Below are 21,389 nucleotides of genomic sequence, written 5' to 3' on the forward strand. Positions count from 1 at the left end.
ATCAGTCCCCGTAGAGGTCCTTGTAGGTCTGCGCACCCACTTCGACGGTCTGCCCGTCGGTCGTGCCCGGCGCGAAGCTGCCCCGCACCACCCACTCCTGCCCGAGGGAGAACTCGTCCGACCACTGGACGTAGGGCCGCCAGGTGTTGATGACGCCTTCCGTCCCGTAGTTCGTGACCTGCTGGATGGCGTGCGCGTACTTGTGCCGGGCGACGGCGGGAGGCGCGAAGCCGGAATCGTCGGGCGGTGTCACAACCCTCGCCCGAGTCCCCTTGGCGAGGTAGTCCTGGAGGGTGCCGACGGCAGTGATGCTGTCCAGCTGCTTGCGCACCATGGGGACCGTGCCGGGAGGGCCCGTCTGGGCGCTGCCTGATGCCGCCTCGAAGGGCTGAGGAGACGCGGGACGGTCGGTGGTGCCGGAGCGTTCCGGGTACTCGAGATCGGGTGGCTCGGCATCGGCCTCGCTGGGGACCCAGTCGAGGTCCTCACCGTACGGGGTGGTGGTGCGGGCGACGACGTCGCGGCGCGCGTACAGGTCCTTGAAGTACTGCCGGATCTCGTCGAGCCGCTCCGCGGCCTCGCGGTCCAGGTCCCGGCCCGCTCGCGCCGGCGGCGCGTATTGCGGCGACTCCGGGTTCCGCTCGGTCCTGCCCGATTCCATGGTTCTCTCCTCTCGGTGCCCGGTACTTGGTGTGCTCGTCACGGGCGTCCAAGGGTGTCGTTCAGGGACCGACGCCGAACTCGACGTACTGGGGCTCGATGAACTGGAACGTCGTTCCGCCCTGGAGGGTGTAGCCCGTGGCGACCCATTCGGTGTCGTTCGGATGCTTGGTCGTGCAGCTGAGGTAGTCGCCCCAGAGAGCGGCGTACGGACCGTCAGTGCTGTCGCGCGTGGCGACGAACACCCAGCCGGGCGGGTCGAGATATCCCACGACGTGGCGCGGATTGACCGCGCCGCCACCGCCGAAGAACAGCGAGATCCCGACCACGCCGTTGGCGTTGGGGCAGGTCGCAGGGTAGGCGAACGCCGCTCCCGGGTTCCAGATGTCCGGCTCCGCCAGCACCGCCATGGTGGTGGCGTCGACGACGAGTCCCTTGATCCACGGCTGCGGATGGGCGCTTGTGGGCAGGGCGTGCCAGAGGAAGCCGACCCTGCCGTCGGCGACCCAGCCCGCGGTAGCCCTGGCGTGCAGTTTCCCCAGCCAGTTGACGCCGCTGGGACACAGGGACGTGTACGAGCCCGCCATCGTGCTACCCGTCCAGGCGCCCGGCGTGGAGACGTCGGACCAGCTCCACGAGGCCCCGTCGGCGTCTGGCCACCGGAAGATCCGCACCGGGCTCCGGACGGCCTCGGCCATGAAGTACATGTCTGAGGTCGCGCCGCGGGCCAGGCAGAGGGACGCGTGCGTCGTGGTCGTGTAGTAGACGTACGAGAGCTGATGCTGCGCCAGGGCGGTGAGGGAGATCTTGAAGACCAGCGCGGCGGTCCAGCTTCCGCTCTTCCAGACGTTGTACGTGATGTAGAGATGGTTGCTCGTGGTGGCGATGTCGGGCCTGTCGAACGTGGTTTGTGTGGCCCACGCCGTGTCGAAGAGGCCGGGGTGGAAGTCCCAGGTGAACCACGAACCGGGCGCGGGACTACCGGTGGTGGAGACGGCCAGCCGGAAAATGTTGGAGCCGTTGACGTCCTCGTTGTACTGGAGAAGCCAGATCCACAGGTTCCGCGACCGCTCGTGCAGCGTCATCTGGTCGCAGCACAGGCCACCCGCCGCGAACGGGAAGGTGGCGAAGGGGTCAACGTGCGTCCAGGTCGATCCGCCGTCCTGTGAACGGCTGGCGTACACGTTCCCGGTGACGAAGACGTGGTCCAGGAACCGGGCGGCGGTCGGTTCGCCGTCCACTGCCGTGATGGGGCCTGTCGCGGAGTCACTCAGACCTATGTTCCTGATCAGGTTCACGGACGGCATGCGGTGCCACCTCGTCTCGTGCGCTGCGGTTCCGCACCTCGTGCCGCTGTGCGCGTCATTCCACCGTGTGCCGCGTCACCCGGGCGTCACGCCGGGCCCGACCTCGGGTCCGGGGCGGGTGCCGGTGTGGGCGGCACGTCGGCGTGGCCGTGGTCCGCGGGAGCACCCTTCCTGCGCCCCCCGGCGAGCCGGGCTCGTTCGCGCCGCTCGATGTCCCGGTCACGGGGCGGCAGCTCGCGCGGGAGCGTCGCGGCCTCTTCGGGGGTCGTCGCACGGATGCGGGGACCGGGCTGTGGAGGATCGTACGCGGCGTACGGAGGTTCGGGCACAGAGGCTGGGGCAGCGTCGGTGGGCATGGGGAGCCTCGTAAGATCGGGGACGGGCAAGGGGGTCACGGCCACGGCATCCCGTAGCCTCCATTGTGCTCCCAGCGGCGAGCTGGCGCAGCTCGGCTTCCGTGCGGCCCGGGGCTCGGCCGAAGCCGCGCGGGCGGCTCGGACGCTGATGCGGGGGGGGGGGGGGGGGCAACCGCGCGGCTGGTCTTGGGATTCGCGTGGTCCCAGATGCGCTGGCAGGAGCTGTCCATCACGACCAGGTCGCCGCGCCCGAGAGGGAGTCGGAGCGCGACGGGCCCGCGGCCGCGCAGGCGGAGCGCGAGGTCGCGCGTCGTCCAGGGAGAGGATGGCGACCATCGTGTTCTGCGTGGAGAACCAGCCGGTCCGTTCACCGTGCCAGGCAACGCTTTCGCGCCCGTCGCGGCAGAGGCAGAGTCCGGCGCTGACGAAGGATTCGCCGAACTCGGGCGCGTTGTGGGCGCTGAGGGTGGTGCGGTCCTCGTCAAGGGCGGGGTGCGGGAGGCACGGTTATTGCATGAAGCCGATTGATCCTTTTCATCCGGTGAGGCCGAGCACGGTCAGGGGGCGGCTGTAGCGGCGAGCGGTGTGGCGGAGGGCGGCGACGATGTTGGTGCGGCCGTCCTGGCGGTGGAGGCCGATGGCGAGGTCGCGCAGGCCGGCCATGGTGCGGGGCAGTTGCGCGGTGCGGACCTTGGAGCGTCCTCGCGGAAGGTCCGGTCGCGGACGTGATGCAGGAGGTCTTCGATGCCGTCTCCGCGGTCGGGCGGGCCTGCGCGATCAGCCCCGGCCAGGCCGGCCGCGCCACCCGCAACATGGGTTTCGACTACATCCACTCGGCCGTCGACGACCACACCGCCTTGCCTACAGCGAGATCCACAGCGAAGAGAAGGCCGCCACCTGCGCCGCCTTCCTGGCCGGGCCGCAGCCTCTTCGCCGCCAACGGCATCGACCGCATCGAACGGGTCCTGACCGACAACGCCTGGCCTCACCACAAAAGCTTCGCCTGGCAACAAGCCCTGGCCGACCTCGGCGCCACCGGCAAACTCACTCGCATCTACCGACCCCAGACCAACGGCGAAGTCGAACGCTGCAACCGCATCCTGCTCGACGAATGGGCCTACCTACGTCCCCTACACCAGCAACGACGAGCGCAACCACGCCCTGGCAGACTTCCGCCACACCTACAACCACCACCGCTGCCACGCCGCACTCGCAGGCCAGCCACCCAACACCCGCGTGAACAACGCTGCGGGGCAATACAGCTGGGGCAGTGGTGGGGCACGCATACGCCACTCCATGGCCACGGTCTGCTTGGCGCTGGCTCCCCAGGCTGGAGATCCGCTCGCCCAAAGGCGGTACTCCGCCTCGGCGTCTTGGTCTACCGCGACCAGACGGAACCCGATCCATGACCGACGTCGTCAAACGCAGTCCCCGCAACGCCCGACTCGACCGCCAGCCAGGTCAGCATCGGTCCGGACCCCACCGAACCTGCAAACGCCTCCGCAAGCCCCGGAGCTGGGAAAAGAGCCCCTCACCCGAGCCTGACGAGGCGTCAGCAGAGTCAGCATTAGGTCAGCCAGAGTCCTGCCACAGCCGCCCACAGACAGTGAGAATTACTCGACCGACTTCCACCCTGCGGCCACCAACGCTGACACGTTTCCGAAGGTCAGCGCACCCTCCCCCGCGGCTTCAACGGCACCTGCGGCAGTCCCGGTGCGGGCAGCGGCGCCCCGTCGTACCCCTTCACCTCTCCGAATCTCGTCCCTTCCATCCAGTCCCGGCGCGCCTGTTCGATCTCCTCCTGCGACCGTCCGATCCAGTTCCAGAACATGATCAGCTCCTCCTCGAACGGCTCACCGCCCAGAAGCATCAGCCCCGCGTCCGACTCCGCACGCAGCGGCAGTTCGGTGCGTCCGCAGCCGAGGTAGAGCATCGATCCGGGCAGTACCGCCACGCCGTCCACGTGGGCCTCGCCGGACATGGACAGGACGGCGTACTCGAAGTCGGGTTCGAGGGGGAGGCGCAGGTCGGCGCCACGTGAGAGGGCCAGGTCGGCGCCGACGATCGGGGTGTACGCCGTCCCGGGCGAGGTCGCGCCGTCGAGGGCGCCGAGGATCAGCGTGGCTCGCAGGCCCTGCGCGGTGACGAGCGGCAGCTCGGCGTGGTGCTCGAACCTCGGGTCGGTGTGGCGGTGACGGTCGGGCAGGGCGACCCACAGCTGGGCGCCGTGCAGGAAGCGGGCGTGGGACTTCGGGCTCTCCTCGGAGTGGCTGATCGCCCGGCCCGAGGTCATCAGGCCCAACTCGCGCGGGCGGATCATCTGGAGGCTGCCCGTCGAGTCGCGGTGCAGCACCTCGCCCTCGTGCAGCCAGCTCACCGTCTGCAGACCCATGTGCGGGTGCGGCGGCACCTGCATGCCGGGTTCGTCGGCGATGTCGTCGGGGCCGTAGTGATCGACGAAGCACCAGGCTCCGACCATGCGGCGGCCCAGGTTGGGCAGCAGTCGGCGGACTTCGCTGGACTCGCCGAGCTTGACGTGGCGAGGGCTGAGAAGTTCGCGTACGGGCTCCGCCACGACGAAACCTCGGCCGCCGCAGATGGCGGGCACCGCCTCGCGATCAAGATTGCTCATGGCGCCCAAACTAGCCCCGCCGGGGGTGCCGCGTCAGTCCGTCATCCGGGCCTGTCTCGATGCGGGTCCGGAAAATAGTAGCCATGGACATAGTAGCCATGTACTGTATCCAGCATGAGCAAGGGTTCCGAGAACGTCTCACCCGGTTTCCTGGTGTGGCGCCTGTCCACGAAGTGGCGTGTCGCGGTCGACCGGGCCGTGACCCCCCTGGGGCTCACCCATGCGCAGTACGCGCTGGTGGCCTCGCTGTACGGCATGCAGCGCCGCGGCGAGCGCCCCAGCCAGCGGCGCCTCGCCGACCACACCGGCCTCGAACCGCTGTATGTCTCCAAGCTGGCCCGATCCCTGGAAACCGCCGGCCTCCTCGAACGCACCCGCGACCCCCGCGACCCGCGCGCGGTGCAGCTGGCGCTGACCGAGCAGGGCCATGAGCGGACCCTGCAGGCGATCAAGGTCGTCCAGGGCCTGCTGCAGCAGCAGCTGGCCCCGCTCGGCGGCCTGGACAGCGCACGCGCCCGGGAGTTCACACGCGACCTCGCGACCCTGCTCGACGCACCTCTCGACCCGCTCGCCACCGACCGCGAGCCCGACAAGGAGCAACCATGACCACCACCACTCCCCTGCTCAACCCCCGAGTCATCGCCCTGGCCCACTACGCGAGCCGAGCGCTTCTCGAGAACGTGCTGACGCGCCACGGCGCGACCTTCCAGCAGTCCGTCACCCTCCGGCTCGTCACCGTCGCCGGCGAACCGATCGAGAGGGAGCAACTCGTCGACGGTGTGGTCGGCGCGCTCAAGATCGGCGCCACGGAGGCGCACTCCGTGGTCGACGAACTGATCGCCGCAGGGCTGCTGGCGCCTCAGGGTCCGTCCCGGGTGCGGATCACAGACGACGGACGCGAGCTGTACGACAGGACCGGCACCGAGACCGCCCCCGTCACCGCCCGGATCTATGCCGACATCCCGGCGGAGGACCTGGCCACCGCCGGACGGGTGCTGACCCTCATCACCGACCGGGCCGACGCGGAGCTCGCAGCCCTGAACAAGTAGTGGAATATTGAACCACTCTCGTCCGTTGACGGCCTCGAAGGAGGCCACAGTGGACACGACGTACTACGACCACGGAACACCGGCCGAGCGCTGGGAGCGCGCGCAGATGTTCTTCGACGCCAAGGACTACGCCGCCGCCGCGCGCGTCCTGGGCAAGCTGGTCGGGGAGGTGCCGGAGCAGGCCGGACCGCGGCTGCTGCTGGCGCGCGCCTACTACCACTCGGCCCAACTGCGGCGCGCGGAGACGGAGTTGCGCCTCATCGTCGAACGCGACCCGGTCGAGCACTACGCGCGACTGATGCTGGGCCGCACCCTGCAGCGGCAGGGACGGCACGAGGAGGCGGAGCCGCACATGCGCCTCGCCTCGGCGCTGTCGGGCGACTTCGAACAGCTCTGAGCACCGCTTGGGGGCCCGGTTCCCCGGAACCGGGCCCCCAAGTCGCTTCACACGTCCCTATCCCCTGGCATCGGCGGGCGTCCGCTTCCCCCGCCGATGCGCGATCTCGCCCAGGACGACGTCCACGGCGATGAACGCGGCCAGCGAGATGCCGAGGAGCGGTACGAAGTAGCCGAGCACGGCGACGGCCGCGACCAGCGGCACCAGGATCTGCGGGGGCACCTGCTGCCAGGCACCGCGCGGCAGGGGCCTGCCGAAGGCGGAGCCGCGGCCGCGCTGCCACCACATGCGGTAGCCCCACACGATCAGCAGGATCAGCGAGAGGGCGAGCAGCATCAGCGCGATCTGGTTGACCAGGCCGAACAGGACACCGGTGTGCAGGTCGATGCCCCAGCGGGTCAGCTTGGCCAGGACCGGGTGATCAGCGAACCGCAGCACATCGGTGACCTCACCGGTCGTCGGGTCGACCGCGACCGCGTCCTGCTTCGTCGGCCAGCTGCGCTGCACCTGCTTCACCACGTACGCGGAAGCGTCGTCGGCGGGCGGCACGATCTCCACGGGGTCGCCCAGGCCCTCGCCGCGGGCGGCCGCCAGGACCTTGTCGAGGCCGACGCCGTGCTCGCCACTGCCTCCGGTGCCGGCGGCGCCGCCGTGGCCTGCGTGGTCGCCGCCCGCCGCGGCCGACACGGAGGGGGTGGCCTGGCCGAGGGAGGTGCGCAGCTCGTCGATGTTGGCACCGGCGTAGGCCGACCAGGTCAGGCCGGTCGCCGAGAGGAAGACGAATCCGGCCGCGGCCCAGACGCCGACGGTGCCGTGCAGGCCGAGCGTGCGGCGGCGCCCGCTGGTGCCGCGGACCGCGCGCAGGGTGCGGCGACGGGAGAACCACAGCACCAGGCCGCCGCCCGCGATGACCCACAGCCAGCTGGCCGCCAACTCGCTGTAGAGGCGGCCGGTTTCACCGAGGTGCAGGTCGCGGTGGAACTCGTCGATCCAGGTGCGCAGCGGCAGCGCCCCGGTCGAGCCGTACTGTTCGAGGGCGCCGCGCACCTCGGCGGTGTACGGGTCGACGAACACCGCCAGCGTGTGGCCGGCGCCGACGCCCTCGACGCCGGACAGCAGCACCCTGGTGGCCGCGTCGTCCTCAGGAGAGGGCCGTATCGCCGAGACCGCACCCTCGGGGTGGGCCTTGCGTGCGGCGGCCACCTGCTCGGATATCGGCAGCTTCTCGTCACCGACCGGGACGGTCGTCTCGTGGGCGTACACGAACTTCTCGGCCTGGAACGCCCCGGCGTACAGAAAGCCGGTGGCCGCGGCGACGAGCAGGAACGGCGCGACGAGCACCCCGGCGTAGAAGTGCAGACGCAGGATCAGCGGGCGCAGCGGTGCCCATCTGCGGGGCCGTGACGCCGGGGCGTCGGGGTGCGACGCCTCCTGCGAGGGGGGTCCCCCCGCTCGAGCGCAGCCGAGAGTGGGGGAGGTCGAGGGAGCGGTGGACATCGACGGTATCTCCGGGGCGTGGGACTGGCAGTGGGGACGTTTCTCTAGCTGCTGCAGCGGTCCAGTAGTCGGATGAGAGGTCCGTCGAGTTCCCGGCCGTCCAAGTGGCGTACGTCACAGGAGAGTCGGCGGGTCCCACGGGTGTCATGGCATGCTGGCGTGATGGCAACTCCGAGCGATCGCGCACCCCTGGCCGAGCAGGTCGAGCAACTCCTCGCCAATGAGGGTCCGTTGACCATCGTGGCGGCCGGCGACCCGGTGCTGCGGCGCCCCACCGAGCGCTTCGAGGGCCAGCTGGCCCCCGCCCTGCTGGCCCGCTTCGTCGAGGCTCTGCGCATCACGATGCACGCGGCGCCGGGCGTCGGACTCGCCGCGCCCCAGGTCGGCGTTCCACTGAGGATCGCGGTGATCGAGGACCCGGCTCCCGTGCCGGAGGACGTACGTCTGGCGCGCGGGCGGGTGCCGCAGCCGTTCCGGGTGCTGGTGAACCCGTCGTACGAGCCCGTCGGGACCGCCCGTGCCGCGTTCTTCGAGGGTTGTCTGAGTGTCCCCGGCTATCAGGCGGTGGTGGCCCGCCCTGCCGAGGTGCGCCTGACCTGCGAGGACGAGCACGGACAGGCGGTCGACGAGGTGTTCAGGGGGTGGCCCGCCCGTATCGTGCAGCACGAGACGGACCACCTCGACGGCATGCTCTACCTGGACCGGGCCGAACTGCGCTCGCTCTCCTCGAACCAGGCGGTGGCCGAGCGGTGGGCGCGGCCGACGGCGGAGGAGGCCGCGAAGGCCCTGGGCTTCGAACTGCCGGACTGAGGACGTCAGTTGTCGCGGTACGACTCCAGCAACCGCAACCACACCTCACTGATCGTCGGATACGACGGAACCGCGTGCCAGAGCCGGCTGATCGGCACCTGGCCGGCCACCGCGATCGTCGCCGAGTGGATGAGTTCGCCGACGCCGGGGCCGACGAAGGTGACGCCGAGGAGGATCTCGCGTTCCAGGTCGACGACCATGCGGGCCCGGCCGCGGTAGCCGTCGCCGTACAGCGACGCCCCCGCCACCGAGGCGAGGTCGTAGTCGACGGCGCGGACCCGGTGGCCCGCCTGTTCGGCCTCCGCGAGGGACAGGCCCACGGCGGCGGCCTCCGGGTCGGTGAAGACGACCTGCGGGACGGCGGCGTGGTCGGCGGTGGCGGCGTGGGCGCCCCAGGGGTCGGATTCGAGGAGGGGGACGCCGGAGGCACGGGCGGCGATGGCAGCGCCCGCGATGCGGGCCTGGTACTTGCCCTGGTGGGTGAGGAGGGCGCGGTGGTTGACGTCGCCGACCGCGTACAGCCACTCGCTGCCGGTGACGCGCAGGCTGTCGTCGACCTCCAGCCAGGAACCGGGCTCCAGGCCGACCACGTCCAGGCCGATGTCGTCGGTGCGCGGGGCGCGCCCGGTGGCGAAGAGGATCTCGTCGGCCTCGATGCGGTCGCCGCGGTCGGTGTGGACCACGACCGTGCCGTTCTCGCGGGTCACCGACTCGACGGAGGTCCCGGTGCGGACGTCGGCGCCGGCCTCGGCGAGCGCGTCGGCGACCAGTTCGCCGGCGAAGGGCTCCATGCGGTTGAGAAGGCCCTTGCCGCGGACGAGGAGGGTGACCCGGGAGCCGAGGGCCTGATAGGCCGTGGCCATCTCGGTGGCGACCACTCCCCCGCCGACCACGACCAGCCGGCCGGGCACGGCCTGCGCGCCGGTGGCCTCGCGGCTGGTCCACGGCTTGACGTCGGCGAGGCCCGGCAGGTCGGGCAGGACGGCCCGGCTGCCGGTGCAGACGGCCACGGCGTGCCGGGCGGTCAGCACGTGCCGTACGCCGTCGGGGCCGGTCACCTCCAGGGTGCGGGGGCCGGTGAGGCGGCCGTGGCCGCGGTAGAGGTCGGCGCCGATGCCGTTCAGCCACTGGGCCTGGCCGTCGTCGTGCCAGTTCGAGGTGTACTCGTTGCGCCGGGCGAGGACAGCGGCGGCGTCGAGGGGGCCCTGCACCGCCTCGCTGAGGCCGGGCAGGCGGCGGGCGTCGGCCTGGGCGATGGTCGGGCGCAGCAGCGCCTTGCTGGGCATGCACGCCCAGTACGAGCACTCGCCGCCGACCAGCTCGCTCTCCACGACCGCGGTGGAGAGGCCGGCCGCACGGGTGCGGTCGGCCACGTTCTCCCCCACGGGCCCGGCCCCGAGCACCACGACGTCGTACGCGTTGGAATCCGTTTCCGTCATGGGGTCAGTCTTACGGGTGGTGTGCTGCGTGGCCACACGGGTAAGCGCGCGGAAATACGACGGAATACGCGGCCGCACGGCCATGTTGTCGACGACGGCTTCGCCCGATACCAGGAAGAGGGAATACGCCATGAGCAGCACCGTGGAGCTCACCAAGGAGAACTTCGACCAGACGGTCACGGACAACGAGTTCGTCCTGATCGACTTCTGGGCGTCCTGGTGCGGGCCGTGCCGTCAGTTCGCCCCGGTCTACGAGAAGGCGGCCGAGGACAACCCGGACCTCGTGTTCGGCAAGGTCGACACCGAGGCGCAGCCGGAGCTGGCCCAGGCCTTCGGTATCCAGTCGATCCCGACGCTGATGATCGTCCGTGACCGGGTCGCCGTGTTCGCTCAGCCGGGTGCCCTGCCCGAGGCCGCCCTGGCGGACGTCATCGGGCAGGCCCGCAAGCTCGACATGGACGAGGTCCGCCAGGCCGTGGCCGCTCAGCAGGCGCAGGCCGAGCAGAACGGCCAGTAGGACCGCGTTCCGACGTTCTAGAAGGGATACGCCGCCACGTCGCCGCGCACCGTCGTCCAGCGCACGTCGGTGAACGCCTCCAGATTGGCCTCGCCGCCGAACCGGGCGCCGGTGCCGGAGGCGGCGACGCCCCCGAAGGGCGCGACGGCCTCGTCGTTCACGGTCTGGTCGTTGATGTGCACGATGCCGGTCGGGATCCGCTGGGCCAGGTCGAGGCCGCGGGCGGCGTCTCGGGTGACGATGCCGAGGGAGAGGCCGTAGGAGCTCGCCGCGGCGAGGGCGGCGGCCTCTTCGGCGGTGGTGAAGGGGCGTACGGGCGCGACCGGACCGAAGACCTCCTCGGCGTACGCGGGGGTCTGGTCGTCGACGCCTGCGAGCACGGTCGGCCGGTAGAAGAGCTCCTCGTGCGTGCCGCCCGCGGCCAGCTTGGCCCCCCGGGAGGCGCTGGCCTCCACCAGGCCGTGCACCTTGCCCAGCTGGCCGGCATCGATGAGCGGGCCGAGGTGGACCTGGGCGCGGTGCGGGTCGCCGACCGCGAGGGAGTCGGCCTTGGCGGCGAGGCGCTCGACGTACTCCTCGTACAGGGACTGGTGGACCAGGTGCCGTCCGGTCGTCATGCAGATCTGGCCCTGGTGGAAGAAGGAGCCCCACGCGGCCGTGGAGATCACCGCGTCGAGGTCGGCGTCCTCCATGACGATCAGGGCGGAGTTGCCGCCCAACTCCAGGTGTGCGCGCTTGAGATGACGTCCGGCGGCCTCGCCGACGGCCCGGCCCGCGGCCGTGGACCCGGTGAAGGAGATGACGGGCACGCGCGGGTCGGCGACCAGCGCCTGGCCCACCTCCGGCCCGCCCGGCAGGACGTGCAGCAGCCCCTCGGGCAGACCGGCCTCCGCGAAGACGGCGGCCAGCGACAGCCCGCCGCACACCGCCGTGCGCGGGTCGGGCTTGAGCACGACCGCGTTGCCGAGCGCGAGCGCCGGGGCGACCGAGCGGATGGAGAGGATCAGCGGGGCGTTGAACGGGGAGATCACGCCGACGAGCCCGACGGGGACGCGGCGGGTGTAGGACAGGCGGGGCGCCTCGCTGGGGAGGACCTGCCCGGCCGGGCGGGAGGCGAGCGCGGCGGCCTCGTAGCACTCCTGCGCGGCCACGTGCAGTTCGAACTCGGCCTTGCCGGGGATCGAGCCCGACTCGCGGACGATCCACTCCCGCAGTTCCTCGGTGTGCGCGGCGAACAGGTCACCGGCCGTGCGCAGCACCGCGGCGCGCACGAGGTGCGGGGCGCGGGCCCACTCGGTCTGGGCGGCGCGGGCGGCCGCTGCGGCCGTATCGACGTCCTGCGCGGTGGCCAGGGTGACGGTGCCGAGCGTGTCGCCGGTGGCGGGCTCGGTGACGGCGTACTCGTCTCCCGACAGGGGGTGGGACTGCCAGGCCTTGGGGTCGAGCAACGGCATTGCGACTCTCCGTTCGATCACCGGCGGGACTCACACGGGGAGCGGTAGTCCCGAGTAGTTCGCCGCCAGTTCGGCGGCCGCGTGACGGGATGCGGTGATCCGGCGCAGACGTGCCAGCTGCATCCGGTGCTCGAACGCATCCCCGTCTGGTTGAACGTGCAACATCCTAGTCATGTCGTCCGAGAAACGGGTGGCCTGCCACACACGCTGAAGGCACAACTCCGAGTACCTGTCGAGCAGCTGTGTGCTCCCCGTGCGGTAGTGCTCGGCGAGGGCGCGGGCCAGGACCCGTACGTCCGACACCGCGAGGTTGAGGCCCTTGGCGCCGGTCGGCGGGACGATGTGGGCGGCGTCCCCGGCGAGCAGGAGCCGGCCGTGGCGCATGGGTTCGTGGACGTAACTGCGCATCGGCGTCACGGACTTGGCGGTGACGGGGCCGCGGTGCAGGGTCCAGTCGGCGTCGATGGCGAAACGGGCGGCGAGTTCGTCCCAGATGCGGTCGTCGGGCCAGTCGTCGGGGTCGGTGTCGACCGGGACCTGGAGGTAGAGGCGGGAGACGGACGGTGAGCGCATGCTGTGCAGGGCGAAGCCGCCCTCGCCGCGCGCGTAGATCAACTCGTCGCCGGACGGCGGCACTTCGGCCAGGATGCCGAGCCAGGAGTACGGGTAGTCGTGCGCGTACGAGCGGCCGGTGCCGGCCGGGAAGGCGTCGCGGGAGACGCCGTGGAAGCCGTCGCAGCCGGCGACCCAGTCGCAGGTCAGCGTCTGCTCGCGGCCCTCGTGCAGGAACCGTACGACGGGTGCCTCGCCCTCCGGCTTCTCGACGGCGAGCGCCTCGGCCCCGAACAGCAGCGGCGGGCCGTCGGCGAGCTGGAGGGCGACGAGGTCCTTCACGATCTCGGTCTGGGCGTAGATCGTCACGGTACGGCCGCCGGTGAGGGCCGGGAAGTCGATGTGGTGGCGTTCACGGTCGAAGCGCAGCTCGATGCCCTGGTGCACCAGTCCCTCGGCCTGCAGCCGCTCGGCGGCGCCGGCCTCGTGCAGCGCGTGGACCGTGCCCTGCTCCAGCATCCCGGCGCGCTGGCGCTGCTCGACGTACTCCCGCGTCCGGCTCTCCAGGACCATGCAGTCGATGCCCGCGCGGTGCAGTAAGCGGGCGAGCAGCAGACCGGCGGGGCCGCCGCCGACGATGCCGACCCTCGTGCGCATGCCACGCCTCCCTGGCCTGGGTGGTGCGCCGGCCGGGCTCGCGGTGCCTCAGCTGGAGTCGCGGTGCACGACCGTCGCCCCCAGCACCTTGTGCGTCTCGGGCGCGGCGCCGGGGCTCTGCACCGCGCGGTCGACCAGTTCCGCGAGGTCGCGGCCGGACGGCAGCTCTATGTGGACCGTGCTCAGCCTAGGCCGCAGGAGCCGTCCGAGCATCAGGTCGTCGGCGCCGATGACGGCCGTGTCGGCGGGGATGCCGAGGCCCTCGTCCTGCAGGGCCCGCATCAGCAGCATCGCGTACTCGTCGTTGTAGGCGAACACGGCGTCCAGGCCGAGATCGCGCCAGCGGGCGGCGAGGCGCGCGGCGGACTCCTCGTCGTAGGCCAGGGGCAGAGCGGTCACGGTGGCGTCCGTGCCGTGCAGGGCGCGGCGCACGCCTTCGAGGCGGGGCGCGGAGAAGGACTCCAGGCCCTCCTCCGCGGGCACGACGACGCCGATACGGCGCCGGCCGCGGTCGTACAGATGGCCGCCCGCGCAGTACCCGACGGCCTCGTGGTCCATGAGGAGGGCGTGCGCGCCGTCGACGGACTCGGGGCCGAGCGTGACCACGGCCCGGGCGCCGGACCGTTTGAGCACCGCCACCCCCTTCGGATCGAGCCCGGAACCCGGCACCAGGACGGCGACCGGGCGCAGTTCGGCCCAGGCGCGCGCGGCGTCGTCGCCGTGCAGTCCGACGCCGCCGTGCTGCACGACGGTGTAGTCGAGACGGCCGAGCGCGGCCTGGAGGTCGCCGAGGAACCGGCTGTAGAGCGGGCCGACGGGAAAGCTCGGTGCGGGCATCAGGACCATACGGCTGTGCCCGGCGCGCAGGCTGCGCGCGGCCGCGTGCGGGACGTACCCGAGTTCCTTCGCGGCCTCGTGGACGCGGCGGCGGGTGGGCTCGCTGATCCGGACGGCGCTGGTGTTGTTGAGGACGTAGGAGACGGTCGCGCGCGAGACGCCGGCCAGGCGGGCCACATCGGCGCTCGTGGGTACCGAGCGCGGTGCGGGTGAGGCGGGCGCGGGCGTTTTCGGTATCTGCACCATGACGTACGGCATCCTTGCAGACACTCTGAGCGGTGCTCAGGTCAGGACCGTCGCCCGGTCACGCCCCTGGGCGCGTCACGCGCTCGACGAGGTCGAGCCAGCCCTTCTCCAGCCGCTCCATGGGCATGCCGCACTGCCTGGTCAGGTGGTTGATCAGGGCCGGGTCGAGAGACGCCATCAGCGTCTGGGCGAGGAGGTCGCAGTCGGCGTCCGGCAGGATCTGCCGCAGCAGCATCGAGACGTGGGTGTGCAGCGCCTGCGCCGCGGGGTGGGAGAAACGGCGGGCCGGCTCCCCCTGGGCGGCCAGTCGCAGGTCCAGCTGCTCGGCCGTGCGGTACAGCACCGCCACGCCGAACGCCCGCAGCCGCTCGACCGGCGCCGCTCCGGGGCCCAGCGGCGGCGGCCCGCCGAGGAAGTCGGCCTGCAGCGTCCTCGCGGAGTGGTCCAGCAGCGCCGTCAGCAGGCCGGTGCGGTCGCCGAAGCGGCGGAACACGGTCCCTTTGCCCACGCCCGCCTCCGCGGCCACCGCCTCCATGGTCACCCCGGCCACGCCGTGCTCAGCGATCAGCCGGGTGGCGGCCTCCAGCAGCCGGGCGCGGTTGCGGGCCGCGTCGGCGCGCAGGCAGGGCTCGTCGGCGGCGGAACCCACCGTCAGCAACTGGGGCGCGTCGAGGGGCTCCTCAGGCTTCGGGAGGGGCGGCAGGTCGGCGGACATGAAGCCAGCGTAAAGCATCGGGAATGAAACTGGACCGCGGTCCGGTTAAGGTGCTAGAAACTAAACGGACCCCGGTCCGGATCGTGACGGCAATGTTTCAGCATCTTGGAGTTCGCATGTCTGTTCGCATCCTCGCGCTTGTCGGCAGCCTTCGTGCCGGTTCGCACAACCGTCAGCTGGCCGAGGCGGCCGTCAAGCTCGCTCCCGAGGGCGCCGAGGTCGTGCTCTTCGAGGGCCTGGCCGACATCCCCTTCTACAACGAGGACATCGACGTCGAGGGCAGCGTCCCGGCCGCCGCCGCCAAGCTGCGCGAGGCCGCCCGGGCCTCCGACGCGTTCCTGTTCTTCTCCCCCGAGTACAACGGCACGATCCCGGCCGTGCTGAAGAACGCCATCGACTGGCTGTCCCGCCCGTACGGCGCCGGCGCCTTCGGCGGCAAGCCGGTCGCCGTCGTCGGCACCGCCTTCGGCCAGTACGGCGGTGTGTGGGCGCAGGACGAGACCCGCAAGGCCGTCGGTATCGCGGGCGGCAAGGTGCTGGAGGACGTCAAGCTGTCCATCCCCGGCTCCGTGACCCGCTTCGCCGAGACGCACCCCGCCGACGACGCCGAGGTCGCCGCCCAGCTGACCGAGGTCATCGCGCGCGTCCACGGTCACGCGGGCGAGCCGGTCGCCGCCTGATCAGCAGCGGCACAGGTCCTGAAGGGGGCCGGAGCAGACCCGCTCCGGCCCCCTTCGCGCGCCTTACGCCACCGCTGTCGGCGCCAGTTCCCGCAGTTCCCGCAGCGCCGCCGCCACCGCCGGGCGTTCCCGGCACCCCCGGCGGGTGCAGGTGAGCAGCTTGCGGTGCGGGTCGCCCGTGCAGCGGACGCGGGTGACCGGCAGGTCCGGGGGCAGCTGTGCCAGCCGCGGCACGAGGGCGACGCCGAGCCGGTGGGCGATCAGGTGGGCGATGACGTTCCAGTCCAGGGCGTGGTGGATCACGTCGGGAGTGAAGCCGGCCGCGCCGCACGCCGACATCACCCGCGGGCGGCAGGGACTCTCCGGCACCGGCGCGATCCAGGCCTCGTGCGCCGCCTCCGCAAGGTCGATGCGTTCACGTCCGGCCAGCGGATGATCGGCGGGGACCACGAGGTCGTACGGGTCGTCCAGCAGCGGCTGCTGGTCGAAGCGCGCGTCGCTCAGCGGCGGGTTGTGCGGGGTCACCTCCACGACGGCCAGGTCGGCCTCGCCCTCGAAGAGCAGGTCGAAGCTCTCCGGCACTCCCGTCTCCCGGATCCGCACGGTCAGCCGCGGGTGCCGCTCCCGCAGGCGTACGGCCATCGGCGCGAGCAGCGCCGGCACAGCCATGGGAAAGCCGCCGACGCGCAACTGCCCGGCGGGGGCGCTGCACTCGGCGCGCAGATCGAGCTCGGCCTCCTCCCAGCGCGCCGCGATCGCGTCGGCGTGCGCGAGCAGGCTCTCGGCGGCCGGGGTCAGGCGCACCCCGCGGCCCTGCGGCTCCAGCAGGTCGACGCCCAGATCGCGGGCCAGTTGGCGGATCTGCTGGGAGGCGGCGGACGGCGTGAAGTGCAGAGCGCGGGCGGCCGCGGTGACCGTGCCGTAGTGGGCGACCGCCCTGAGGACGTGCAGTCGGCGTAGGTCAATCATGTAGTCCACGCTTCAAGGTGACGTGGAGAAAGTCAACCTGGACGTGTACGAAGGCGCACCGCACCCTTGGTGGTGTCGCGACGGTCAACCAGCCACGAGGTACGAGGAGTCGCCATGACCAGCACGACCGGCATCGTCTGCCCGCACTGCGGGTGGCCCGACGGCGCCGAGCCCTTCCAGGTGCTCTCCCGGCACAGCACGACGGCCGGTCACACGGTGTGGACGCGTTGCGGCTGCGGTTCCCTGCAGATGCGGGTGGTCGACGGCCGCGGGACGCGTGTCGTCTCCCGCAGCCGTCCGCCCGTGACTCAGTCGAGTCCGGCCAGCCGCTGAACGGCCGGAGCCACGAAGGTCTCCATCCAGCCGGAGGTCGCACCCAGGCGCGGGGAGAGGATCACGGTGTCGATCCCGAGCTTGGTGTAGCCCGAGATGTCCCGGGTGAACGCGTCGAGGTCGCCCTCGGTGGCCGGGTCCCCGCTGTAGGCGACGGTCTTGCGGATCGCGTCGTAGTCGCGGCCCTCGGTGTCGCAGTGACCGCGCAGCACGTCCAGCTTGTGCCTGACCTCCTCCGGCGAGGTGGTGAACAGATTGCACGCGTCGCCGTACCGGGCCACCAGCCGGAGCGTCTTCTTCTCCCCGCCTCCGCCGATCATGATCTCGGGGTGCGGGGCGCTGACCGGCGCCGGCACGCACAGGGTCTCGGCCAGCCGGTAGTGGGTGCCCTCGAAGGGGCCGTTGGCCTCGGGGTCCCACATCTGGAGGCAGATCCGCAGGGTCTCCTCCAGGCGCTCGAAGCGCTCGGCGACCGGCGGGAACGGCACGCCGAGCCCCGCGTGCTCCCGGTCGTACCAGGCGGCGCCGATCCCGAGGGTGGCCCGGCCGCCGGACAGCACGTCGAGCGTGGTGGCGATCTTGGCGAGCAGGCCGGGGTGGCGGTAGGTCACACCGGTCACCAGGGCGCCGAGGCGGACGGTGGAGGTGTGGGCGGCGAGGTAGCCGAGCGTCGTGTAGGCCTCCAGCATGGGGTCCTCGGCGCCGCCGTTGAACTCCATCTGGAAGTAGTGGTCCATCACCGACAGCCAGCTCACGCCGGCCGCCTCGGCGGCGGTGCCCGCGGCGGCGAGTTCGGCGCCGAGCGCGGGGCCTCCGCCGGAAGGGTCGAACCGGTTGATGTGCACACCGACCCGCATGGTCTGTCTCCGTTCACCCGGACCGTTCACCGACCCTGACGACGCTAGTTCTTCGAGCGCTCTCGAAGTCAAGCGTGACAGGCGAGTTGGTCGCCCAGAGGGGTGCGCCGGTAGAGAACCCGCCGTCCGTCGCGGGCCCGGGTGACGAGTCCCGTGGCGTGCAGCACCTTCAGGTGCTGGGAGACGGCGCTGGGCGTCACGCCGAGGCGGCGGGCGAGCTCGACCGTGGGGAGCGGTTCGGCGAGCAGGCGCAGGACGGTGGTGCGGGGTGCGCCGAGGAGCGCGGTGAGGGCGGAGGCGTCCGGCTCGGGCCGCGGTTCCCACAGGGTCGCCGCTCCCCTGCCGGGGTAGGCCAGCATCGGCGGTTCGTCGGCGCTGAGCGGGGGTGCTGGCTTGTGCGCGAACAGAGACGGCACGAGGCGCAGCCCACGCCCGGATCCGTCCACCGCGTGCCGGCCGATCATCCGGTCGATGCGCAGGACGCCCTCGCGCCAGCGCACATTGCGGTGCAGGTCGGAGAAGAGCAGCTGGGCGCCGCCCATGGCCAGCTGCCGGGCGCGGTGGGTGATGTCGGCCTCCAGCACCAGCCGCATCCGCGGCCAGTCCGGGGCCATGGCCAACTCCCAGTAGCGCAGGAGGAGTTCGCACAGCTCCTCCAGCAGCTCCGCCACGGGGGCGTCGCCGGGTGCGGTGATCTGCCGCAGGACGTCCGGGAGGGGGCGCGGCGCATGGGTCGCGAACAGGTCACGTCGTACGAGATCCGGTGGCGTCGCGCGGACCACGGCGAGCTGGTCCTCCAGCGCGGGCGCGAACGTCGTCGGGCGTGGGGTCAGGAAGTCGGGCAGGGTCAGGCTCTCGGCCACCAGCGAGCCCAGCAGGCGGGCGTCGGCGGGATCGAGCCGGTCGAGGACCGAGCGGCGCCAGTGGGTGTGCAGGGGGTAGAGGCCGGGCGCGCGCAGGGCTCGCAGGCTGCCCATGACCTCGCGCAACGGCGAGATCGCGAACCGGGTGTCCGCGAGGTCGTCGACGTCGAGCAGGAAGCTGATCATTAAGCCTCCGGCTACATGGTTTGGCAACGGCCCGCCGCTGCACTGGACTTCGGTCCATGACGGATCACGAGCCCCGGCAGGGTACCTCGGCGATCGCTCTGCTCGCCTTCGCGTGCGGTGTCGCCGTGGGCAATGTCTACTTCCCCCAGGCGATCGGCCCGTTGGTGACCTCGGGGCTGGGCGTCGCATCCGACGCCGCCGCCACGGTGATCACCGCGACCCAGTTCGGCTACGCGGCCGGCATCTTCCTGCTCGTCCCCCTCGGCGACCGGCTGCGGCCCCGTCGGCTGCTCGTCACGCTGCTCACCCTGACCGGCCTCGGCCTGCTCGCCGCGAGCACCGCGCAGTCGCTGCTGCCGCTCGTCGCCGCGAGCGCGCTGGTCGGCGCGGCGACGGTGATCGCCCCGCTCGCCGGTCCGCTGGCGGCCGGTCTGGTGCCCGCCGAGCGGCGCGGAGTCGTCGGCGGCACCCTGCTCAGCGGCTGTCTCGCCGGCATGCTGCTGTCCCGGGCCGTAGGCGGTGCCCTCGGCGAGTGGCTGGGCTGGCGGGCGCCGTACGTCGTCGCCGGCGCGCTGTCCCTCGCGGTCGCCGCCCTGCTGGCCCGCATGCTGCCCCCGCTGCCGCCGGCCGCCGTGCCGCCCTGCCCGCCCTACCCGGCGCTGCTCGCCGCGCCCCTGCGGTTGCTGCGCACCGAGCCGGAGCTGCGCCGCTCGTGTCTGTACCAGGCCACGGCGTTCGCCGGGTTCTGTGCGGTGTGGACCGCCGTGGCGCTGCTGCTGACGGGGCCGGCGTACGGCATGAGCGCGAGGGCGGCCGGGCTGCTGGCCCTGGTCAACGCGGCGACGATGGTGTGCACGCCGCTCGCCGGGCGGCTGGTGGACCGCCGGGGTCCGGACCCGGTCAACCTCGTCTGCTTCCTCGTGGTCGGCGTCTCGGCGGCGGTGCTGGCGTTCGGTGGCCTGGGCGGCGCACCCGGGCTGGCCGCGCTGGTCGTCGGCACGGCGCTGCTCGACGTCGGCATGCAGTCCGGGATGGTCGCCAACCAGGTGCGGATCTACGGCCTGGGCACGGACGTCCGCAGCCGCCTGAACACCGCGTACATGACCTGCGTCTACCTCGGCGGCACGGCCGGCTCCTGGCTGGGCGCCCGCGCCTACGGCCGCTTCGGCTGGACCGGCGTGTGCGTACTGGTCGCGGCTCTCACCGCCGCCCCGCTGACCCGGCATCTGTTGCGACGCGCCGCGCCGCTGCCCGCTCCTGCTTCTTCGAGGCCCGCAGGCTGGTCACCGTCGTCACCGCCAGCACGAGCACGATGAAGCCGAGCGAGAAGGGGATGCCGATCTCGGGGACGTGGACGCCGGACTCGTGCAGCGCGTGCAGCATGAGCTTCACGCCGATGAAGCCGAGGATGACCGACAGGCCGTAGCTGAGGTGGACCAGCTTCTTCAGCAGGCCGCCGATCAGGAAGTACAGCTGCCTGAGGCCCATCAGCGCGAAGGCGTTCGCGGTGAAGACGATGTACGGGTCCTGCGTCAGCCCGTAGATGGCGGGGATGGAGTCGAGCGCGAACAGGACGTCCGTGGAGCCGATCGCCAGCATCACGACCAGCATCGGCGTCATGATCCGCTTGCCGTGCTCGGTGACGAACAGCCTGGTGCCGTGGTAGCGGTCGGCCACGCCGAAGCGGTCCTCCGCCAGCTTCAGCAGCTTGTTCTCCTGGTACTCCTCCTCGTGCTCCTCCTTGCGGGCGTCCTCGACCAGCTTCCAGGCGGTCCAGATCAGAAAGGCGCCGAAGAGGTAGAACACCCAGGAGAACGCGGAGATGATCGCCGCACCGGCCGCGATGAAGCCCCCGCGCAGCACCAGGGCCGTGATCACGCCGACCATCAGGACGCGCTGCTGGTACTGCGAGGGCACCGCGAACTTCGCCATGATCAGGACGAAGACGAAGAGGTTGTCGACACTGAGCGACTTCTCGGTGACGTACCCGGCGAAGAACTCCCCGGTGGGCCGGCCGCCGCCGAAACAGAACAGGCCGAGTCCGAACAGACAGGCCAGGACGATCCAGACGACCGTCCACGTTGCCGCTTCTCTGAGGGACACGTCGTGGGGTTTGCGACCGATGAAGAAGTCCACGGCGACGAGTGCGCACAGGGCCACGACGGTCAGCAGCCAGACGGAGAGGGAGACGTTCACGGGATGACTCCTGGTGCATGTGGGGCCTTGACAGCGTTGTCGGCGCTGGTGGCGACTTCCACCCCCGACAGGTGAACAACCGGTCATGTCCTGGCAAGCTGCGGGCCACGGGGGTGCCACCCGCCGTACGGCGGGCAGGTTCCGCCGATCGGCGGCCCTGCGGGACGGTCCGGGTCACGG

22 protein-coding genes and 2 pseudogenes are annotated in these 21,389 nt (G+C 71.6%); 9 read left to right on the top strand and 15 right to left on the bottom strand.

Translation table 11 applies throughout. The annotated features are described in order from the left end of the window. Window position 1: 1 nt before the first annotated feature. The 4 genes and pseudogenes from ACIBU0_RS01305 to ACIBU0_RS01320 all read right to left on the bottom strand — a co-directional run bounded on the left by ACIBU0_RS01305 (window position 2) and on the right by ACIBU0_RS01320 (window position 2,986). Window positions 2-661, bottom strand: coding sequence for a hypothetical protein (locus ACIBU0_RS01305; RefSeq protein ID WP_398809832.1), 660 nt, complete (start codon window positions 659-661; stop codon window positions 2-4). Between the two features lie 61 nt (window positions 662-722). Beyond that, complete coding sequence (locus ACIBU0_RS01310) at window positions 723-1,967, bottom strand: hypothetical protein (protein WP_398809834.1); 1,245 nt, start codon at window positions 1,965-1,967, stop codon at window positions 723-725. 520 nt (window positions 1,968-2,487) lie between these two features. Continuing rightward, window positions 2,488-2,824: pseudogene (locus ACIBU0_RS01315) on the bottom strand (alpha-ketoglutarate-dependent dioxygenase AlkB); the annotation flags it as partial. Window positions 2,825-2,857: 33 nt separating this feature from the next. Further along, window positions 2,858-2,986: a hypothetical protein gene (locus tag ACIBU0_RS01320; protein WP_398809837.1), complete on the bottom strand. Its 129-nt coding sequence runs from the start codon at window positions 2,984-2,986 to the stop codon at window positions 2,858-2,860. 125 nt (window positions 2,987-3,111) lie between these two features. Here ACIBU0_RS01320 and ACIBU0_RS01325 point away from each other — a divergent pair. Next, a pseudogene (locus ACIBU0_RS01325) lies at window positions 3,112-3,586 on the top strand (integrase core domain-containing protein); the annotation flags it as partial. A gap of 403 nt (window positions 3,587-3,989) precedes the next feature. Here the strand turns inward: ACIBU0_RS01325 and ACIBU0_RS01330 are convergent. Beyond that, a complete protein-coding gene (locus tag ACIBU0_RS01330; RefSeq protein ID WP_398809840.1) occupies window positions 3,990-4,955 on the bottom strand; it encodes a pirin family protein in 966 nt (321 codons plus the stop codon). Window positions 4,956-5,069: 114 nt separating this feature from the next. Between ACIBU0_RS01330 and ACIBU0_RS01335 the strand changes: the two genes are divergently transcribed. From ACIBU0_RS01335 to ACIBU0_RS01345, 3 genes are read left to right on the top strand one after another with little or no spacing between them, the layout of a single operon-like run. Beyond that, window positions 5,070-5,561 carry a MarR family winged helix-turn-helix transcriptional regulator gene (locus tag ACIBU0_RS01335; protein ID WP_398809843.1) on the top strand — a complete coding sequence of 164 codons (492 nt, stop codon included), beginning with the start codon at window positions 5,070-5,072 and terminating at the stop codon, window positions 5,559-5,561. Further along, window positions 5,558-6,004 carry a MarR family transcriptional regulator gene (locus tag ACIBU0_RS01340; protein ID WP_398809845.1) on the top strand — a complete coding sequence of 149 codons (447 nt, stop codon included), beginning with the start codon at window positions 5,558-5,560 and terminating at the stop codon, window positions 6,002-6,004. Before ACIBU0_RS01335 ends, ACIBU0_RS01340 begins: the two co-directional genes overlap by 4 nt. A gap of 49 nt (window positions 6,005-6,053) precedes the next feature. After that, window positions 6,054-6,401 carry a tetratricopeptide repeat protein gene (locus tag ACIBU0_RS01345; RefSeq protein ID WP_398809848.1) on the top strand — a complete coding sequence of 116 codons (348 nt, stop codon included), beginning with the start codon at window positions 6,054-6,056 and terminating at the stop codon, window positions 6,399-6,401. A 57-nt stretch (window positions 6,402-6,458) separates the two neighbouring features. Here the strand turns inward: ACIBU0_RS01345 and ACIBU0_RS01350 are convergent, their stop codons facing one another. Continuing rightward, window positions 6,459-7,898 (bottom strand): PepSY-associated TM helix domain-containing protein, encoded by a 1,440-nt coding sequence (locus tag ACIBU0_RS01350; RefSeq protein ID WP_398809851.1) that lies wholly within the window; start codon window positions 7,896-7,898, stop codon window positions 6,459-6,461. Between the two features lie 162 nt (window positions 7,899-8,060). On the opposite strand from ACIBU0_RS01350, the gene ACIBU0_RS01355 reads away from it, so the two are divergent. Then, a complete protein-coding gene (locus ACIBU0_RS01355; RefSeq protein WP_398809854.1) occupies window positions 8,061-8,708 on the top strand; it encodes a peptide deformylase in 648 nt (215 codons plus the stop codon). Between the two features lie 5 nt (window positions 8,709-8,713). Here ACIBU0_RS01355 and ACIBU0_RS01360 read toward each other — a convergent pair whose 3' ends face one another. Then, on the bottom strand, window positions 8,714-10,147 hold the full coding sequence (locus ACIBU0_RS01360; protein WP_398809857.1) for a dihydrolipoyl dehydrogenase family protein: 1,434 nt from the start codon (window positions 10,145-10,147) through the stop codon (window positions 8,714-8,716). A 130-nt stretch (window positions 10,148-10,277) separates the two neighbouring features. Between ACIBU0_RS01360 and trxA the strand changes: the two genes are divergently transcribed. Further along, the gene (gene trxA / locus ACIBU0_RS01365) at window positions 10,278-10,664 is read left to right on the top strand and encodes a thioredoxin (RefSeq protein WP_398809860.1); all 387 of its coding nucleotides are present in this window, start codon (window positions 10,278-10,280) and stop codon (window positions 10,662-10,664) included. 17 nt (window positions 10,665-10,681) lie between these two features. On the opposite strand, the gene ACIBU0_RS01370 is transcribed toward trxA, so the two are convergent. Genes ACIBU0_RS01370 through ACIBU0_RS01385 form a run of 4 tightly spaced genes read right to left on the bottom strand, consistent with a single transcriptional unit; the run spans window position 10,682 to window position 15,143 of the window. Beyond that, the gene (locus ACIBU0_RS01370) at window positions 10,682-12,118 is read right to left on the bottom strand and encodes a benzaldehyde dehydrogenase (RefSeq protein ID WP_398809863.1); all 1,437 of its coding nucleotides are present in this window, start codon (window positions 12,116-12,118) and stop codon (window positions 10,682-10,684) included. A 30-nt stretch (window positions 12,119-12,148) separates the two neighbouring features. Further along, window positions 12,149-13,327: a 4-hydroxybenzoate 3-monooxygenase gene (locus ACIBU0_RS01375; RefSeq protein WP_398809866.1), complete on the bottom strand. Its 1,179-nt coding sequence runs from the start codon at window positions 13,325-13,327 to the stop codon at window positions 12,149-12,151. A 48-nt stretch (window positions 13,328-13,375) separates the two neighbouring features. Continuing rightward, complete coding sequence (locus ACIBU0_RS01380) at window positions 13,376-14,410, bottom strand: LacI family DNA-binding transcriptional regulator (RefSeq protein WP_398809869.1); 1,035 nt, start codon at window positions 14,408-14,410, stop codon at window positions 13,376-13,378. A gap of 58 nt (window positions 14,411-14,468) precedes the next feature. After that, a complete protein-coding gene (locus ACIBU0_RS01385; protein ID WP_398809871.1) occupies window positions 14,469-15,143 on the bottom strand; it encodes a TetR/AcrR family transcriptional regulator in 675 nt (224 codons plus the stop codon). A 98-nt stretch (window positions 15,144-15,241) separates the two neighbouring features. Between ACIBU0_RS01385 and ACIBU0_RS01390 the strand changes: the two genes are divergently transcribed. Next, window positions 15,242-15,805, top strand: a complete 564-nt coding sequence (locus ACIBU0_RS01390) for an NAD(P)H-dependent oxidoreductase (RefSeq protein ID WP_398809874.1) — start codon at window positions 15,242-15,244, stop codon at window positions 15,803-15,805. A 63-nt stretch (window positions 15,806-15,868) separates the two neighbouring features. Here the strand turns inward: ACIBU0_RS01390 and ACIBU0_RS01395 are convergent, their stop codons facing one another. Then, the gene (locus ACIBU0_RS01395; RefSeq protein WP_398811715.1) at window positions 15,869-16,774 is read right to left on the bottom strand and encodes a LysR family transcriptional regulator; all 906 of its coding nucleotides are present in this window, start codon (window positions 16,772-16,774) and stop codon (window positions 15,869-15,871) included. A gap of 114 nt (window positions 16,775-16,888) precedes the next feature. Between ACIBU0_RS01395 and ACIBU0_RS01400 the strand changes: the two genes are divergently transcribed. Then, complete coding sequence (locus tag ACIBU0_RS01400; protein WP_398809877.1) at window positions 16,889-17,107, top strand: hypothetical protein; 219 nt, start codon at window positions 16,889-16,891, stop codon at window positions 17,105-17,107. Here ACIBU0_RS01400 and ACIBU0_RS01405 read toward each other — a convergent pair. Further along, complete coding sequence (locus tag ACIBU0_RS01405; RefSeq protein WP_398809879.1) at window positions 17,083-17,964, bottom strand: LLM class F420-dependent oxidoreductase; 882 nt, start codon at window positions 17,962-17,964, stop codon at window positions 17,083-17,085. The two genes, ACIBU0_RS01400 and ACIBU0_RS01405, sit on opposite strands and share 25 nt — an antisense overlap. 68 nt (window positions 17,965-18,032) lie before the next feature. Next, window positions 18,033-19,013 carry an ArsR/SmtB family transcription factor gene (locus tag ACIBU0_RS01410; protein ID WP_398809881.1) on the bottom strand — a complete coding sequence of 327 codons (981 nt, stop codon included), beginning with the start codon at window positions 19,011-19,013 and terminating at the stop codon, window positions 18,033-18,035. A 56-nt stretch (window positions 19,014-19,069) separates the two neighbouring features. Between ACIBU0_RS01410 and ACIBU0_RS01415 the strand changes: the two genes are divergently transcribed. Next, window positions 19,070-20,329: an MFS transporter gene (locus tag ACIBU0_RS01415; protein ID WP_398809884.1), complete on the top strand. Its 1,260-nt coding sequence runs from the start codon at window positions 19,070-19,072 to the stop codon at window positions 20,327-20,329. Here the strand turns inward: ACIBU0_RS01415 and ACIBU0_RS01420 are convergent. Further along, a complete protein-coding gene (locus ACIBU0_RS01420) occupies window positions 20,214-21,209 on the bottom strand; it encodes a TerC/Alx family metal homeostasis membrane protein (protein WP_398809887.1) in 996 nt (331 codons plus the stop codon). The two genes, ACIBU0_RS01415 and ACIBU0_RS01420, sit on opposite strands and share 116 nt — an antisense overlap. Between the last annotated feature and the right edge of the window lie 180 nt (window positions 21,210-21,389).

Source organism: Streptomyces sp. NPDC049627 (genome assembly GCF_044465645.1).
GTDB lineage: Bacteria > Actinomycetota > Actinomycetes > Streptomycetales > Streptomycetaceae > Streptomyces.